Genomic DNA, 15,056 nt, shown 5'->3' on the forward strand with positions numbered 1-15,056 from the left:
GGGCGGCAAGCCTCACAATGCGGAGCTGATTCCGCTGCACTTGGACGAAGAAGACCATGACACTCAAGCCCACCTTGCTCGCCGCCAGCCTCAGCCTCGGTCTGCTGGCCGCAGCCCTGCCCGCCCAGGCCGCTCTCGCCCCCAGCGCCAACCCGGCCGCCGTGGCCTGGCAGGAGGCGGGCGCCGACGCCGATATCGAGCGTGCCTTCGCCCAGGCCCGCAGCGAGAAGAAGCCGCTGCTGCTTTACTGGGGTGCCAAGTGGTGCCCGCCCTGCAATCAGCTCAAGGCCACGCTGTTCAACCGCCAGGACTTCATCGAGCAGACGCGCGCCTTCGTCGCCGTCCACATCGACGGCGATTCGCCCGGCGCGCAAAAACTGGGCACCCGCTTCAAGGTGCGCGGCTATCCGACCATGATTCTGTTCACCGCCGACGGCGCCGAGCTGACCCGCCTGCCGGGCGAGATCGACGCCCCCCAGGTGCTGAAAGTCATGCAGCTGGGCCTGGCCGGTGGCCGCCCGGTCAAGGCCGTGCTGGCCGATGCCCGCGCCGGCAAAAAGCTGAACGTCAATGAATGGCGCCTGCTGGGCTTTTACTCCTGGGAATCGGATCAGGACCAGCTGCTGCCCCAGGCCGAGGTGCCTGCCCTGCTGGCCCAGCTGGCTGCGGCCGCCCAGGACCCCGACACCGCCACCCGGCTGTGGCTCAAGTCCCTGGCCGCCAGCGACGATGGCAAGGGCGGCCTCAAGGCCGATGCCGCCCAGCGCGCCCGCCTGGCCAAGGTGCTAACGGACAAAGAAGACGCACGCGCCCTGGCCGATGTGCTGACGAATGGCGCCGCCGACATCGTCAAGACCCTGGCCCCCCAGGCCGGCCCGGAACGCCAGGCCTTGCTGAGCCAGTTTGACGCCGCCCTGAAGCGCCTGGAGGCCGACGCCAGCCTCTCCCGCGCCGACCGCCTGCAAGCCCTGCAGGCCCGCGTCGACCTGGCCCGCCTGGAGCTGGCCAAGAGCGAGATCCACCCCAAGCTGAGCCCGGCCCTGCTGAAGGATGTGAAGGAACAGGCCGCCCGCGCCGACCGTGAAATCACCGACGGCTACGAGCGTCAGGCCGTGATCAGCTCGGCCGCCCATCTGCTGGGCCAGACCGGCCAGTGGAAGGACAGCGACGAGCTGCTCAAGGCCGGCCTAGCCAAGAGCCACTCACCCTACTACCTGATGAGCGGCCTGGCCAATAACGCCAAGAAACAGGGCCGCAAGGACGAAGCCCTGCGCTGGTCGGAAGAAGCCTTCAACAAGAGCCAGGGCCCGGCGACCCGCCTGCAATGGGGCGCCGGCTATATGGCCAATCTGGTTGAACTCAGCCCGCAGGACAGCGGGCGCATCGAGAAGACGGCCGCCCTGCTGTTCAACGAGGCCGCCCAGGACAAGGGCAGCTTCTACGAGCGCAGCGCCCGTTCCCTGCAGAAAGTGGGCGCCAGCCTGAAGCAGTGGAACGCCAAGGGCCAGAATGAGGCCGCCATCAAGCGCCTGCGCGCTCAGCTGGACGGCATCTGCGCCAAGGTCGAGGTGGCCGACAAGCAGCGCGCCACCTGCGAGGCCTTGCTATAAGGTCGCTTACTTGAGCAGGCCCTCGGCCTTGAGGGCCGCCTGCACGGCCGGGCGAGAGGCCACACGCTCGCGCAAGGCCAGCAGATGGCTCAGCCCGTCCAGGCTCACGCCCACATACTGGCCCCAGTTGCTGACGACGAAGAGGTAGGCGTCGGCCACGCTGAACTGCTCACCCAGCAGGTATTGCCGGCCTTCCAACTGCTCGTTGACCCAGCTCAGCCGGGCTTGCAGGGCCGCTCGGACCTGGGCCTTGGTCTCCTCCACCGTGGCCGGGTTGAACAGGGGCGAGAAGCCCTTGTGCAGCTCGGAGGTGATGTAGTTCAGCCATTCCTGCAGGCGGTAACGCTCCCACGTGCCATTGGCCGGGGCCAGCTTGGCGGCCGGGGCCAGATCGGCGATGTATTGCACGATGGCCGGGCCTTCGGTCAGGCGCTGGCCGTCGTCCAGCTCCAGCACGGGCACCGAGCCCTTGGAATTGATGCTGTAGAAGTCGGTGCCGTCCTGCAGCTTCTTGGTCTTGGTGCTGGCCAGCACCAGCTCGAAGGGCAGGCCCGCCTCGCGCAAGGCGATATGGGGGGACAGGGAGCAGGCACCGGGGCTGTAATAAAGCTTCATGCTGAGATCCTTCAAATCCAATGGAGGGCCGACGATACGCCGAATTCCCTGCGCTTGCAGCGCAAGCAAAATTGCCCCGGCGCTGTCGCCCAGGTGATGCCGGCCCACGGCCTGGCTTAGCTATATTGGCGCCATGCCTACCTACGCCTTTGAAGACTTCACCCCCGGCCGCGTGTTCGAGTTCGGCGGGATGAGCGTGGACCGTGAAGAGGGCCTGCGCTTTGCCGCCGCCTACGATCCGCAGCCTCTGCATCTGGACGAAGTCGCCGCCGAGGCCTCGGTGCTGGCCGGCCTCTCGGTCAGCGGCTGGCACACCTGCGCCATGGTCATGCGCATGATGTGCGATGCCTATCTGCTGGACTCCACCAGCCAGGGCTCGCCCGGCATCGACAATCTGCGCTGGCTCAAACCCGTGCGTCCCGGCGACACCTTGCGGGTACGCATGACGGTGCAAGAAGCCCGCGCCAGCCAGAGCCGGCCGCAGATCGGCCTGGTGCGCTCCATTTGGGCCGTGTTCAATCAAAAAGACGAGCAGGTGCTCAGCATGGAAGGCTGGGGCATGTTTGGCCGGCGCGAGGCTGGCGGCTGAACGAGCAGATCACTCTTCTTCCGGCACAAAAATCCACAGCAGCAGATAGACCAGCAGGCCGCTGCCGGCGCACAAGACCAGCAAGCTCACCAGCAAGCGCCACAACCAGGCGGGGGTGGCTGTCAGCTGGGCCAGGCCACCGCAGACACCGCCTAACCAGCGATCCTGACGGCTACGCCTGAAGGCATTGATGGAGGACACCCCGGCCCCCAAGCCCGGGGCCGCAGCCGCCGGCCCCGCATCGCCCAGCACCTTGGCCTTGGCGCGTGCGTACTCATCGTCGGACAGAACACCGCGCTGATGCAGCTCGGCCAGCTTGGCCAGTTCTTCGCTGAAAGACATGGGTGAACCCTTTCTTGCTGATGGCATTGGGCACAGCCTAAGGCCTGCCCACCGGCAGCTCCAAGGCCTTGCGACGAACTGCAGCTTGGGGCGGCCGGACGGATCACAAGCGCCGCAGCCGTTCAGGCATTAGGACCATTCAACGCCCCAATCCGCCATTCGCCGCCTGCCGCAGCGAAGGCCGGGCCAAGCTCCCCATAATCCGCCCAATCCCAGAAACACTGACCAAGGACGGGTGGAATGAGACAGAGACAAAACAAGCAGCGCCTGCTGCTGAGCAGCCTGACGGCCGCGGCGATGAGCTTGGGCTTGGGCCAGGCCCTGGCCCAGCACGCGCCAGCCGACGGCAAAGCCACCCAGCCCTGCCGCGTGGCCGGCATCGCCAATGAGCTGCAATGCGGCAGCATCAAGCGGCCGCTGGACCCGGCCCAGCCCCAGGGCAGGCAGATCGATGTACATTTTCTGGTCGTGCCGGCGATGGCGCGCAACAAGCAGCCCGACCCGGTGCTGATGCTGGCCGGCGGCCCTGGCCAGAGCGCCATCGATATTGCGCCCATGGTGCTGAGCCGGCTGGCGCGCCTGAACAATCGGCGTGATCTGGTCTTCATCGACCAGCGCGGCACCGGCAAGTCCGCGCCCCTGCAATGCGCCGACGTCTCCAAGCTGCCGCTGGCCCAGGTGCTGGACCCGCAGTTCATGCTGAAGAATTTGGAGCAATGCCGCCAGGACCTGGGCAAGCTGCCGCACGGCGATCTGCGCCAGTACAGCACCACGCTGGCCATGCAGGACTTCGACGCCGTGCGTGAGGCCCTGGGCGCGCCGCAGTGGAATCTGATCGGCGCCAGCTATGGCACCCGCGCGGCGCTGGAATATCTGCGCCTGTTCCCGACCAAGGTGCGCCGCACCGTTATCGACGGCGTGGCGCCGCCGGATATGGTGCTGCCCGCCAGCTTCTCGACCGACGGCCAGCAGGCGCTGAACGCCATGCTGCAGTTCTGCGAGAAGGACGCCGGCTGCAGCCGGCAATACCCCCAGCTGCGCCAGGAGTGGGCGGCTTTGCAGCAAGGCCTGCCCCGCAACATCAGCGTCAGCGACCCACTGAGCGGCAAGCCGGAGCAGTTCAGCCTGACGCGCGAACAGCTCTTGCGCAGCGTGCGCATGCCGCTGTACAGCCCCAGCCTGGCCGCTGCCCTGCCCGCCGCCATCCACGCCGCGGCCGGGGGGCGCTGGGAGGGCCTGCTGGGCTTGTCCGGCGCCATGGCCTCGAACAAGGGCATGCGGCTGGCCGAGGGCATGCATTTCTCGGTCGTCTGCGCCGAGGATGTGCCGCGCCTGGAGGCCGGCCTCGGCAAGGACGCGCCGGGCAGCGACTTCGGCGACAGCGATGCCAAGCTCTACACCCAGGTCTGCAAGCACTGGCCGCGCGCCCAGCTGGCGCCGGAGTTCTTCAGCATCCCGCCCGCGCCCTCGCCGGTGCTGCTGCTCAGCGGCGGCGCCGACCCGGCCACGCCGCCGCGCCACGGCGAGCGCGCGGCCAAGGCGCTCGCGGCCAAGAACCCGGCCATTGCCCAGCACATCGTCGTGCCCGAGGCCGGCCATGGCGTCAGCAGCATTGTCTGCATGCGCGATGTGCTGTTCCGCTTCATCGACAGCAAGACCGACGCCGCCGCCCTGCCCCAGGACGCCGGCTGTGCCAGCAAGATCCCGCGGCCCACGGCTTTCATGCCGGTGCAAAGCGCCCCCGCCAACGCAAAGGTTGCCCCATGATCCAGATCGACAACGTCAGCAAGCAGTTCGCCTCCCGCGGCGGCAGCAAACCCGGGCTGAGCCTGGCCAGCCTGCTGGGCAAGCGCAGCGCGCCGCAGCTGGTGCAGGCCGTCAAGGACGTCAGCGTCCATGCCCCGGACGGCCGCATCACCGGCCTGCTGGGCGCCAACGGCGCCGGCAAGACCACCACCTTGCGCATGCTGGGCGGCTTGTTCCAGCCCGATAGCGGCAGCATCACGGTGGACGGCATTGCCGTCGCCAGCCAGCCGCGCGAGGCCCTGGCCCGCATGGGCATTCTGGGCGACGCCCATGGCCTCTACCCGCGCCTGTCGGCGCGCGAGAACATCATCTACTTCGGCCGCCTGCAGGGCATGGAGGCAGATGCGGCCGACGCCCGTGCCGTCGAACTGGCGCGTTTGCTGGAGATGCAGCACATCCTGGACCGCCGCGCCGAGGGCTTCAGCCAGGGCGAGCGCATGAAGACCGCGCTGGCCCGTGCCCTGGTGCACGACCCCGCCAATATCGTGCTGGACGAGCCCACCAACGGCCTCGATGTGCTGGCCACCCGCGCCCTGCGCGAGGCCTTGCGCCATCTGCGCTCGCCCGCCGGCGGGGCCAAGACCATCATCTTCTCCACCCACATCATGCAGGAGGTGGAGCAGCTCTGTGAGCATGTGGTGGTGGTGGCGCAAGGCCGCAGCGTGGCCGAGGGCTCGGTGCCCGAGCTGCTGGAGCTGGCCGGCGAGGCCCGCTTCGAGGACGCCTTCGTCAAACTGGCCTTTGCAAGCGCAGTGGCCGAAGAACAAAAAAATCTCAGGAGCGCCGCATGAGCCCAACCCTTCCAGCCACCGGTCTGTGGCGCAATTTCTGCGTCGTTTTCTGCAAGGAAGCCAGCGACGCCCTGCGCGACCGCCGCACCCTTTTGCGCCTGCTGGTGCCCGCCGTGCTGATGGGGCCGCTGCTGCTGCTGGCCATGTCGGGCCTGATCTCCTCGTTTGAGAGCCGGGCCGAGAAGCGCGAGATCCTGGTCGCCGGCATCGAGCACGCCCCCACCCTGCGCAACTTCATCGAGCGCCAGACCTACACCATCAAGACCGCCCCGGCCGACTACGAGAAAGGCCTGCGCGCCAACACCTTGCTGGAGCCGGTGCTGGTGGTCGGCAAGAACTTCGAGCAGGAATTGCTGGCCGGCGAGCAGCCCACGCTAGAGCTGGTGAGCGATAGCGCCAACCAGCGCGCCGAGGCCGGCCAGGCCCCGGTGCAGCGCCTGGTCAACAGCTTCAACCGCGAACGCGCCAGCCTCAATCTGGCCCTGCGCGGGGTCTCGGTGCAGCTGCTGCAGCCGGTCGATCTGCAGGAGCGCGATCTGGCCAGCACCCAGGCCCGCGCCGCCCGCATCACCAGCATGATTCCCATGTTCATCATCATGGCCGTGCTCTACGGTGCCCTCACCGCCGCGCTGGACAGCACGGCCGGCGAGCGCGAACGCGGCTCGCTGGAGCCCCTGCTGATGAACCCGGTGCAGCAATTCGCCCTGGTGCTGGGCAAATGGGGTGCCGTGGCCGGCCTGGGCCTGGCCGTGGCCCTGCTGTCCAATCTGAGCTTCATCCCGGCGCAATGGCTGCTGCAGAGCGACAGCCTGCAAGCCATGTTCCAGTTCGGCGCGCCCGAGGTGATCGCCTGCTTCCTGCTGCAGCTGCCGCTGGCCGCCGCCATGGGCGCGGTGCTGATGGCCATCGCCATCCGCACCAAGAGCTTCAAGGAGGCACAGGCCAGCAGCGGCCTGATCATCACCCTGGTGGCGATGGCGCCCATGGTGACCCTGCTCAACCCGGGTGGCGACGCCGCCTGGTATCTGTGGGTGCCGGGCCTGGCCCAGAACACCTTGATGATGCAGGTGCTCAAGGGCGAGAGCCTGCGCCTGCTGCAGGTCTTGCCCAGCGTGCTCACCGGCCTTGTGCTGACGGTAGGCAGCCTGGTCTTCGTGGCCCGCTCGATGCGGGGCGCGGTGGCCAAATAACGCGGGCGCGGGCGCGGGCGCGGGCGCCGCAACAATAGTCAGGCCCTGCGGGGCCTGTTTTTATTTTGCGCCGAAGTAAAGCATCAGATCGGCGGATGTCGGCTGGCCGCCGCAGGCCGTTGTCTTGCGATCGGGCTCATGCACATAATGGCCCAGACGGACGGATTCTCCCGATGGAGCTTGCATGAAGCCTTGCCTGCGCTCGTTTGACTCAAGCCGCTCAGCGAAAGCCTGGACGCGCCAGGCCGAGCCGGAACGCAAGCCTGGCCTCCAATTGGTAGTCAGGCAGGCCTGACGGCCCTGAGCCGAGCCCGCTCGATGCCCGCCCTCTCCTTCGCCAGCAAGCTGTGGCCACGGCGCTTCAAGCACCGTCTGCTACTGCTGATGGCGGGGCTGCTGATGCTGGCCACCACCTTGCTGGGCACCTTTACCGTCAAGCAGCAAAGCCAGAGCGCCCAGCAGGCCATGCAGACCCAGGCCGCGGCCCTGGCACGCAGCCTGGCCGTGGCCAGCACCCAGCTGATCCGGCCCGGCAGGCAGGCCGAGCTGGAGGCCCTGGTCTTGAGCTATGCCGGCTTCGAGGGCGTGCGCGCCCTGCATGTGATCGCGCCCGACGGCCTGCTGCTGGTGCAGATGGTCAAGCCGCCGCAGCAAGCAGCCTTCACCAAGCCGGAACTCCAGGCGGCCGAGAACGGCGCCAGCGCGGTCAGCGGTCCGTCACGGCAGTCCGTCCCGGCCCAGCTGCTGCCCAGCTTGAAGGCCGCCGCCGACGGCAACCATCTGGAGGTCTGGCATCCGGTGCTGGCCGAACGGCTCTTGGCCTGGGTCAAGCTGGACTTCGACCTGAGCCCGCTCCATCAGCTGCAGCAGGACATCTGGCGGGACACGGTGCTGGTAGCCGTCTTGCTGGTGGGCTTGTGCGGCCTGCTCCTGCATGCCCTGCTGAACCGGCCCATGCGGGCGCTGGAGCAGGCCCGCCGGTTTGCCGCCGAACTGGCCGATGCCCGCGGCCTGACCCACCCGGTAGACGACGGCCCGATCGAATTCGTCGAACTGGGCCGCGCCCTCAACGAGGCCTCGGTGCTCTTGCTGCAGCAGATGATCGTGTTGCAGGACGCCATGCAACGCCAACAGGCCCACGAGGCCCAGATGGAGGAGCAGAACGATCAGCTCAGCGCCATCTTTGCCCTCAGCCCCGACGGCTTGCTGACCTTTGACCCGCAGGGCCAGGTGCAATTTGCCAACCGCGCCTTTCTGAGCCTGACCGATTTGCAGCCCGGCGATGTGCTGGGGCAGAGCGACTCGGTGCTGGAGGCCTTGCTGCTGGCCCGGGCCGTCGACGGCGAGGAATTTGCCGGCCTGGACGCCTGCTTTGCCGCCCCCGACACCGAGGTGGGCGAGGCCCTGACCCTGACCTTGCACGGCGACAAACCCCGGGTGCTGACCCTGAGCGGCCAGCACAGCTACTCGGCCTCGGTGAGCCGGGTTTTATACGTCTGCGACGTCACCCGCCAGCATGAGCTGGACCGGATGAAGTCGGAGTTCCTGTCCCTGGCCGCCCACGAATTGCGCACGCCCATGACCAGCATCTACGGCTTCATCGAGCTGATGCTGGAACGCGAAATGAGCGAAGCCAAGCGCCAGGCCACGCTGGCACGCATCCATCGGCAATGCAAGCTAATGATCAACATCCTCAACGAGCTGCTGGACCTGGCCCGCATCGAGGCCCGCGGCGCCAGCGACTTCAAGTTCGAGACGCTGGACCTGGGCGATATCGTCAGCGAGACCCTGGCCGACTTCAGAACGCCGGAGGGCCGCGAACGCCCCCGCTTCGAGCTGCGCCAACCGGGCCAGGCCGCCATGATGGTCTGCATAGACCGGCAGAAGATGCAGCAAATCCTGCTCAACACCCTGTCCAATGCCTACAAATACTCCCCCGGTGGTGGCCCGGTAGAGGTCCGCCTGGTGCAGGGCAAGCGCATGGCCGATGGCGACAAGCTCGAAGCCCGCCGCCACTTCGGCGTGGAGATCCGCGACCACGGCATCGGACTTTCCGCCGAGCACCTGGCCCGCATGGGCGAACGCTTCTTCCGCGCCGACACCTCGGGCCATATCCCCGGCACCGGCCTGGGGGTCAGCATCGTCAAGGAGCTGCTGGACTTGATGGGCGGCCATATGCAGATCGAGAGCGAGCTGGGCCGGGGCAGCTGCGTCACCCTGTGGATCAAATGCTGAGTTGAACCAACAAAGCCGGGCGCGCAAGGCGCTCGCTCCTCGGCCTCAATGCCGGGCCGACAGCGCTCTTTGCACCTCGTACTGCCAGGGCAAGGCGTGCACGATCTCGTTGAGCTGGCGCGCCGACTCGAACGGCGCCAGCACCTCGCCCTCGGGCGTGAGGAATTGCAGATTGGTGATCAAGGCCATGGGGTCGACCATGGCCACCACGCCGGCGGGCATGCTGACCCAGTCCCAGGCCACGCCGGCACGCGCCGTTCCGTCGTCGCCCTGCCACAGGGTTTGTCCGAGAGAAGGCCGTTTGTCGTCGCCTGGCACCAACACTTGCGTGCTCAAATGCGCGAACTGTAGCTGTTGCACCTGCAAAGCCTTGCACAAAACTCGGGGCCACGCATACACAATCCAGGCTGGGGTCATAAGTAAAAATCTTTTAAATGAGGCAGGTAAAAAAAGCTAAAGCGCTTGCGCTGGGTTGATGGCAAGTGTGAAGACACATGCCACAAATCGATAGCTGTAAACCTTGTCAGGGAAACAACGGAGTCGTCGTTCGATGCATCACGAACGGCTCGCCTAAATTGGACGAATGCGATGCTGCAGGGGGGTTACCAATCGGTACTCGAAGCCCAATCCCGCGATCAATTCCGTAGCGAAATCATTCGCTTCGCGCAGGGGCTGGGTTTTGCGACGGTGTCTGCCACGGTGGTGGTGGACCATACGCTGGGCGATTCCGAGTTCGAAACGGTGGACAACACCCCGACGTCGTTCGCTAACTACTTCCTAGACAAGTCCAACTGGCGTCTTGATCCTGTGATGCAGCACTGCAAGCGCCAAAGTGTTCCTATCATTTGGAACCAGGGCACTTATGCTGCTGTTGGACAAGAAACCATGTGGGAAGAGCAGGCCCAGTTCGGCTACAAAACAGGCATAGCACTGGCACTTCATCTGCCTGAAGGTCGACACTTCTTCGTCGGCGTCGATCGGGAGCAGAGCCTGCCCAACGACGTTAGCCTCGTTACCCGTATGCTGGCGGACCTCCAACTCTTTGCTGTTTATGCGCAGGAAGCGGCTTGGCGCGTAGTGATGCCATCTGCTCAAGAAAACTTTGCTTTGAAATTCCATCTGACGCCGCGTGAACTGGAAGCGCTGCGCTGGACAATGGACGGCAAAACGGCCTGGGAAGTTGGTGCCATTCTCAGCATTTCCGAACGGACCGCCGTTCTTCACATCAGCAATGCGATGCGCAAGCTGGAGTGCACGACCAAACATCAAGCCGTGCTGAAAGCACTACGCCTCGGCTTGATCAGATAGTGTTGTTTTCCATTCCAGATCGCGCAGAAATTCACCTGACAAGTGTCAGAGTTGACAGTTACCTCATCGACGTTGGTCTGCTGAAATTCATTTCAAGCACTCACTGGAGAGTGTCCAACGAACGGAATCCATCATGCAAACATCCAACACTGCTCTCAACGCCGACCTGTCCAGCAAGATGACGGCTCCGGTCGAACTCGATTTGGCTCAGCTTGAACTGGTTTCTGGCGCAGGCCCCAAAGGTGGCTGGATCATTGCGCCCCCTGAACTGGTTGCGCAGTCGCTCACCGTGGAAGCACCTGGCCCCAAAGGCGGCTGGTAATCAGCCCACCACCCGACGCCGCCGCGGCGGCGTCCTACAGCGGAGTTCGCCGTCCCTCAGATCCGCATGCTGTTCAGACCCGAAGCCCTGGCTGGCCAAGATCAAAAAGGCTGGCTGGGTCAGGTGCAAGTCCTGCCACCGCTGTCACTACAACTGCTCACCGCTGCGGCCGTGGGCAGTTTGTTCTTGGTCGGTGCTTTTCTGAGCCTGACGGAATACACCCGCAAGGCCAGGGTCAGCGGCTATCTGGTGCCCGATCGCGGCGTCTTGCGCGTCAACGCGCCCCAGACGGCCACGGTGCTGAGCCGCCTGGTCAGCGAAGGCCAGCAGGTCCGCCAGGGCGATGTGCTGTTTGTGCTCGCCTTGGACAGCGCCAGCCAGACGCCCGAAGGCATTGCCCAGAATCTGAGTGCCCGTCAACAAAGCTTGCAGGGCACGGCCGAGCAGCAACAACGCCTGCTGGAAGTGCAGCAGCGCGCCCTCAGCCAGCGCCGCAACGGCCTGCAGCGAGAGTTGGGCCAGTTGCAAGCCGAAAGCACGCTGCATGCCGAACGTCTGACCCTGGCCGGCGAGGCACTGACGCGGCTGGAGGCGCTGAGGAACGATCAATTCATCTCCGCCGCCCAGGTGCAAAGCAAGCGCGAGGAGCTGCTGGGCCTGCGCGCCCAGGCCCAGGCCTTGGAACGCCAGCGCGAGGGCTTGCAGCGCGATCTGGAGGCCGTGGAGGCACAGGCCCGCGAGCTGCCGCTGCGCAGCCAGGTGCTGCAGGGCGAGATCAGCCGTGACCTCGCCGCCCTGCAGCAGCTTGGCCTGGAGACCGAGGGTCGGCGCCGCCTGGTGCTGCGCGCACCCAGCGATGGCATGGTCTCCACCCTGCAGGCCGAGCCCGGCCAGAGCGTGAACGGCGGCGCGCCCCTGGCCAGCGTGCTGCCGGCGCAGACGCAGATGCAGGCCCAGCTGTTCGCGCCCTCCAGCGCCGTGGGTTTTCTGCGCGCGCAACAAGCGGTGCAGCTGCGCTACCAGGCCTTTCCCTATCAAAAGTTCGGCCAGCAAAGCGGCAGCGTGCTGAACGTCTCGCGCACGCCGCTGAGCCCGGCCGAGCTGTCCACGCTGAATCTGCCCGTGGCCCTGAGCCAGGGGCCGGCCAGCGAACCGCTCTACCGCATCACCGTCAAGCTGGACCAGCAGACCGTCCCGGCCTACGGCCAGGCCCAAGCCCTGGCGGCCGGCATGCAGCTGGACGCCGATGTGATGCTGGAAAAACGCCGCTTGATCGAGTGGATCTTCGAGCCCATCCTGAGCCTGGCCCATCGTGTCTGAGCCCTCCTCGTCCTTGCTGTCCAAACTGCGTTTGAGCTGGCGCGGCGGTAAACGCCTGCCCGTCGTGCTGCAGACCGAGGGCGCCGAATGCGGCCTGGCCTGCCTGGCCATGATTGCCAGCGCCCAGGGCAAGCACTGCGATCTGCGCCAGCTGCGCGGCCGGTTCTCGCTCTCGCTCAAGGGCGCGACCATGGCCGATCTGGTGCGCATGGCCGCCGACTTAGGCCTCAGCAGCCGCGCCCTGCGGGCCGAGCCCGAGCATCTGGCCCGGCTGCACCTGCCCTGCATCCTGCACTGGGACTTCAACCATTTCGTCGTGCTGGCCGAGGTGAATGGCGAGGAGGCGGTGATCCACGATCCGGCGCACGGCCGCCGCAGCCTGAGGCTCGCCGAACTATCACGTCACTTCACCGGCATCGCGCTGGAGCTGCGCCCCGCCGCGGACTTCCAGCCCCAGGCCAAGCCCGCGCCCCTGCGCTGGCGCCAGCTGCTGGGCCGCATCAACGGCCTGCGGCGCTCGCTGGCCATCATCCTGGGCCTGGCACTGACGCTGGAACTGCTGGCCCTGCTCTCGCCCTTTTTGCTGCAATGGGTGGTCGACGGCGTCCTGGTCAGCGCCGACCGCGATCTGCTGGTGACCCTGGGCCTGGGCTTTGGCCTGCTGGTCTTGCTGCAGGTGGGGGTAGGGGCGCTGCGCTCATGGGCGGTGCTGTTCTTGTCCGCCACGCTGAATGTGCAGTGGCTGAGCCAGGTCTTCAGCCATTTGCTGCGCCTGCCCCTGGCCTGGTTCGAGAAACGCCAGCTCGGCGATATCTGGTCGCGCTTCGGCAGCGTGCAGACCATACAGCGCGCGCTCTCCACCCAGTTTGCCGAAGCTGTGCTGGACGGGGCCATGGTCTTGCTCACCCTGGCGATGATGTGGGTCTACAGCCCGCGCCTGAGCGCCGTGGCCTTGCTGGCTGTAGGCAGCTATGGCTTGCTGCGCTGGAGCTTCTTCAAGCCCTTGCGGGCGGCCTCGGAGGAGGCCTTGATCCACGAGGCGCGCCAAAATAGCCACTTCCTCGAATCGCTGCGCGGCGCCCAGGCCATCAAGCTCTTCAACGCCCAGGCGGAGCGCAGTGCCAGCTACTCGAATCTGGTGGTGGAGCAGATGAATGCGGCCATCCACATCCGCCGCCTGGACCTGTGGATGGGCGTGGGCAACAAGCTGCTGTTCGGCCTGGAGCGGGTGGCCATCGTCTGGCTGGGCGCCCTGCTGGTGCTGGACCGACAGCTGTCGGTGGGCATGTTGTTCGCCTTCCTGGCCTACAAAGAGCAGTTCACGCTGCGCCTGGCCGGCCTGATCGACAAGACGGTGGAGCTGAGCATGCTGCGCCTGCAGGGCGAGCGCCTGGCCGACATCGTGCTGACGCCGCCCGAGGCGAGCGAGCAAGCCCTGCTCGCCCTGCCCGCGGCCGACACCGCCCTGGAGCTGCGCCAGGTCAGCTTCCGCTATGCCGATGGCGAGCCCCTGGTGGTGGCGGACTGCAGCCTGCGCATCGAGCCGGGCGAATCGGTCGCCATCATCGGCCCCTCGGGCTGCGGCAAGACCAGCTTGCTCAAGCTGATGCTGGGCATCCATGCGCCGCAGTCGGGCGAGATCCTGCTGGGCGATCAGCCGCTGCAGAAAATCGGCACGGCGGCCTGGCGCCAGCGCATAGGCACGGTGATGCAGGACGACCAGCTGTTTGCCGGCAGCATCGCCGACAACATCAGCTTCTTCGACCCCGATGCCGACAGCGAATGGGTGCAGCAATGCGCCCGCCTGGCCTGCGTGTTCGACGATATCGCCGCCATGCCCATGGGCTTCCAGAGCCTGATCGGCGATATGGGCCACAGCCTCTCGGGCGGTCAACGCCAGCGCCTGTTGCTGGCCCGGGCCTTGTACAAAAAGCCGCAATTCCTGTTCCTGGACGAGGCCACCAGCGCCCTCGATGTGGACAAGGAGCGCCAGGTCAACGCCTCGCTGCGCCAGCTCAATCTGACCCGCATCGTCATCGCCCACCGGCCCGAAACCATCGCCGCCGCCCAGCGAGTCATCGCCCTGCAGGGCGGGCGGGTGGCGCAGGATTTGCGCAGCGTGCAGGCCTGAGAGGCTGAGAACTTTTTACTGCGCGACCGTCATACGTCGTTGGGCGGTGCTCGGAATCCTCACGTACAGGAAGTACGTTCCGGTTCCTGTGCTCCGTCCGCCTAGCCTGACGGCCGCTCGCTACAAAAGTTCTCAGCCTCTGAGCTATCGCCGCCATCAGTGATCTCAAATGGACGCTCGCAGCGGCTGCCATTAGCATTTGGCTATTCATAAGTTAAGCCCAATAGCAGCAGGAGTTTCCGCATGGCCAAGACCGCGACCTTTGGTGTGCTGCACCTCGGCACCTCCTTCGGCGTCACCTTCACCCTGACCGGCAATGTGGCCATCGCCGGGGCCGTGACCTTTGTCGAGCCGCTGGTGAACACCGCGATGCACCATTTCTTCGACAAGTACTGGGACCATCCCCGCCTCAAGGCCTTGCGGCAGACGCTGAGCCGCCGCCGCGCTGCTGCGGCGCCGGCCCAGCTCAGCGCTTGAGGACCGTGGGCGCAGGCGCGGTTTCCCGCTCCATCCAGCCCAGCCAGCGCATCGCTTGCTCGCGGCTCTCGCCGCACATCAGCTCCGAGGGCTGCAGGGAGCCGCAGACGGCCGGCCGCTCGGGCCGGCCAAAAATCATGCAGCGGTCCTGGGCATCGAGCTGAACACAGCGCACGCCGGCCGGCTTGGAGATGCCGTCCACCACCGGCATGCCCGGGATGGGCGAGCTGATCGAAGGGGCAATACAGCAGGCGGCGCAATGGTCACGGCAATTCATCGCCATATTGTCGGCTCAGCCAGGTCAGGCGGATGACTTATCC

General features: G+C 66.2%; 15 protein-coding genes and 1 other RNA gene. 12 read left to right on the forward strand and 4 right to left on the reverse strand.

Annotated features, from left to right (window positions below; all coding sequences use genetic code 11):
* The first annotated feature begins 56 nt into the window (after positions 1-56).
* Positions 57-1,610, forward strand: a complete 1,554-nt coding sequence (locus HNP55_RS22740; protein ID WP_184304516.1) for a thioredoxin family protein — start codon at positions 57-59, stop codon at positions 1,608-1,610.
* A gap of 6 nt (positions 1,611-1,616) precedes the next feature.
* Here the strand turns inward: HNP55_RS22740 and gstA are convergent, their stop codons facing one another.
* Complete coding sequence (gene gstA / locus HNP55_RS22745) at positions 1,617-2,225, reverse strand: glutathione transferase GstA (RefSeq protein ID WP_184304518.1); 609 nt, start codon at positions 2,223-2,225, stop codon at positions 1,617-1,619.
* A gap of 133 nt (positions 2,226-2,358) precedes the next feature.
* On the opposite strand from gstA, the gene HNP55_RS22750 reads away from it, so the two are divergent.
* Positions 2,359-2,814: a MaoC family dehydratase gene (locus tag HNP55_RS22750; RefSeq protein WP_184304520.1), complete on the forward strand. Its 456-nt coding sequence runs from the start codon at positions 2,359-2,361 to the stop codon at positions 2,812-2,814.
* 9 nt (positions 2,815-2,823) lie between these two features.
* On the opposite strand, the gene HNP55_RS22755 is transcribed toward HNP55_RS22750, so the two are convergent.
* Positions 2,824-3,156, reverse strand: coding sequence for a PspC domain-containing protein (locus tag HNP55_RS22755; RefSeq protein WP_184304522.1), 333 nt, complete (start codon positions 3,154-3,156; stop codon positions 2,824-2,826).
* Positions 3,157-3,396: 240 nt separating this feature from the next.
* On the opposite strand from HNP55_RS22755, the gene HNP55_RS22760 reads away from it, so the two are divergent.
* The 4 genes from HNP55_RS22760 (at position 3,397) to HNP55_RS22775 (ending at position 9,178) form a co-directional block, all read left to right on the forward strand.
* Positions 3,397-4,923: an alpha/beta fold hydrolase gene (locus HNP55_RS22760; protein WP_184304524.1), complete on the forward strand. Its 1,527-nt coding sequence runs from the start codon at positions 3,397-3,399 to the stop codon at positions 4,921-4,923.
* The gene (locus tag HNP55_RS22765; protein WP_184304526.1) at positions 4,920-5,753 is read left to right on the forward strand and encodes an ATP-binding cassette domain-containing protein; all 834 of its coding nucleotides are present in this window, start codon (positions 4,920-4,922) and stop codon (positions 5,751-5,753) included. The genes HNP55_RS22760 and HNP55_RS22765 overlap by 4 nt, the downstream gene beginning before the upstream one ends.
* Positions 5,750-6,943 (forward strand): ABC transporter permease, encoded by a 1,194-nt coding sequence (locus tag HNP55_RS22770; protein WP_184304528.1) that lies wholly within the window; start codon positions 5,750-5,752, stop codon positions 6,941-6,943. Before HNP55_RS22765 ends, HNP55_RS22770 begins: the two co-directional genes overlap by 4 nt.
* A 318-nt stretch (positions 6,944-7,261) precedes the next feature.
* A complete protein-coding gene (locus HNP55_RS22775) occupies positions 7,262-9,178 on the forward strand; it encodes a sensor histidine kinase (protein ID WP_184304530.1) in 1,917 nt (638 codons plus the stop codon).
* A gap of 45 nt (positions 9,179-9,223) precedes the next feature.
* Here HNP55_RS22775 and HNP55_RS22780 read toward each other — a convergent pair whose 3' ends face one another.
* Complete coding sequence (locus HNP55_RS22780) at positions 9,224-9,514, reverse strand: hypothetical protein (protein ID WP_221439748.1); 291 nt, start codon at positions 9,512-9,514, stop codon at positions 9,224-9,226.
* Positions 9,515-9,766: 252 nt separating this feature from the next.
* Between HNP55_RS22780 and HNP55_RS22785 the strand changes: the two genes are divergently transcribed.
* The 6 genes from HNP55_RS22785 to HNP55_RS22810 all read left to right on the forward strand — a co-directional run bounded on the left by HNP55_RS22785 (position 9,767) and on the right by HNP55_RS22810 (position 14,736).
* The gene (locus HNP55_RS22785) at positions 9,767-10,486 is read left to right on the forward strand and encodes a helix-turn-helix transcriptional regulator (RefSeq protein WP_184304534.1); all 720 of its coding nucleotides are present in this window, start codon (positions 9,767-9,769) and stop codon (positions 10,484-10,486) included.
* A 133-nt stretch (positions 10,487-10,619) separates the two neighbouring features.
* Entirely contained in the window at positions 10,620-10,808 is a 189-nt protein-coding gene (locus HNP55_RS22790) for a hypothetical protein (protein WP_184304535.1), read from the forward strand.
* Positions 10,809-10,874: 66 nt separating this feature from the next.
* On the forward strand, positions 10,875-12,128 hold the full coding sequence (locus tag HNP55_RS22795) for an HlyD family secretion protein (protein WP_184304536.1): 1,254 nt from the start codon (positions 10,875-10,877) through the stop codon (positions 12,126-12,128).
* Positions 12,121-14,259, forward strand: coding sequence for a peptidase domain-containing ABC transporter (locus tag HNP55_RS22800; RefSeq protein ID WP_348648748.1), 2,139 nt, complete (start codon positions 12,121-12,123; stop codon positions 14,257-14,259). Before HNP55_RS22795 ends, HNP55_RS22800 begins: the two co-directional genes overlap by 8 nt.
* Positions 14,260-14,320: 61 nt before the next feature.
* Positions 14,321-14,397, forward strand: a non-coding RNA gene (locus HNP55_RS22805) — sX9 sRNA.
* A gap of 105 nt (positions 14,398-14,502) precedes the next feature.
* On the forward strand, positions 14,503-14,736 hold the full coding sequence (locus HNP55_RS22810) for a DUF2061 domain-containing protein (protein WP_184304537.1): 234 nt from the start codon (positions 14,503-14,505) through the stop codon (positions 14,734-14,736).
* Here the strand turns inward: HNP55_RS22810 and HNP55_RS22815 are convergent.
* Entirely contained in the window at positions 14,726-15,013 is a 288-nt protein-coding gene (locus HNP55_RS22815; RefSeq protein ID WP_184304592.1) for a YkgJ family cysteine cluster protein, read from the reverse strand. The genes HNP55_RS22810 and HNP55_RS22815 overlap by 11 nt on opposite strands.
* Positions 15,014-15,056 lie beyond the last annotated feature (43 nt).

It is taken from the genome of Roseateles oligotrophus (assembly GCF_014204525.1).
Lineage (GTDB): Bacteria > Pseudomonadota > Gammaproteobacteria > Burkholderiales > Burkholderiaceae_C > Paucibacter_A > Paucibacter_A oligotrophus_A.

Excerpts from the sequence above, each read along its gene's own strand:
- HNP55_RS22755 (WP_184304522.1), bottom strand. The coding sequence starts at position 3,156 with ATGTCTTTCAGCGAAGAACTGGCCAAGCTGGCCGAGCTGCATCAGCGC.
- HNP55_RS22795 (WP_184304536.1), top strand. The coding sequence starts at position 10,875 with ATGCTGTTCAGACCCGAAGCCCTGGCTGGCCAAGATCAAAAAGGCTGG.
- gstA (WP_184304518.1), bottom strand. The coding sequence starts at position 2,225 with ATGAAGCTTTATTACAGCCCCGGTGCCTGCTCCCTGTCCCCCCATATC.
- HNP55_RS22815 (WP_184304592.1), bottom strand. The coding sequence starts at position 15,013 with ATGAATTGCCGTGACCATTGCGCCGCCTGCTGTATTGCCCCTTCGATC.
- HNP55_RS22750 (WP_184304520.1), top strand. The coding sequence starts at position 2,359 with ATGCCTACCTACGCCTTTGAAGACTTCACCCCCGGCCGCGTGTTCGAG.
- HNP55_RS22775 (WP_184304530.1), top strand. The coding sequence starts at position 7,262 with ATGCCCGCCCTCTCCTTCGCCAGCAAGCTGTGGCCACGGCGCTTCAAG.
- HNP55_RS22760 (WP_184304524.1), top strand. The coding sequence starts at position 3,397 with ATGAGACAGAGACAAAACAAGCAGCGCCTGCTGCTGAGCAGCCTGACG.
- HNP55_RS22765 (WP_184304526.1), top strand. The coding sequence starts at position 4,920 with ATGATCCAGATCGACAACGTCAGCAAGCAGTTCGCCTCCCGCGGCGGC.
- HNP55_RS22770 (WP_184304528.1), top strand. The coding sequence starts at position 5,750 with ATGAGCCCAACCCTTCCAGCCACCGGTCTGTGGCGCAATTTCTGCGTC.
- HNP55_RS22810 (WP_184304537.1), top strand. The coding sequence starts at position 14,503 with ATGGCCAAGACCGCGACCTTTGGTGTGCTGCACCTCGGCACCTCCTTC.
- HNP55_RS22790 (WP_184304535.1), top strand. The coding sequence starts at position 10,620 with ATGCAAACATCCAACACTGCTCTCAACGCCGACCTGTCCAGCAAGATG.
- HNP55_RS22785 (WP_184304534.1), top strand. The coding sequence starts at position 9,767 with ATGCTGCAGGGGGGTTACCAATCGGTACTCGAAGCCCAATCCCGCGAT.
- HNP55_RS22740 (WP_184304516.1), top strand. The coding sequence starts at position 57 with ATGACACTCAAGCCCACCTTGCTCGCCGCCAGCCTCAGCCTCGGTCTG.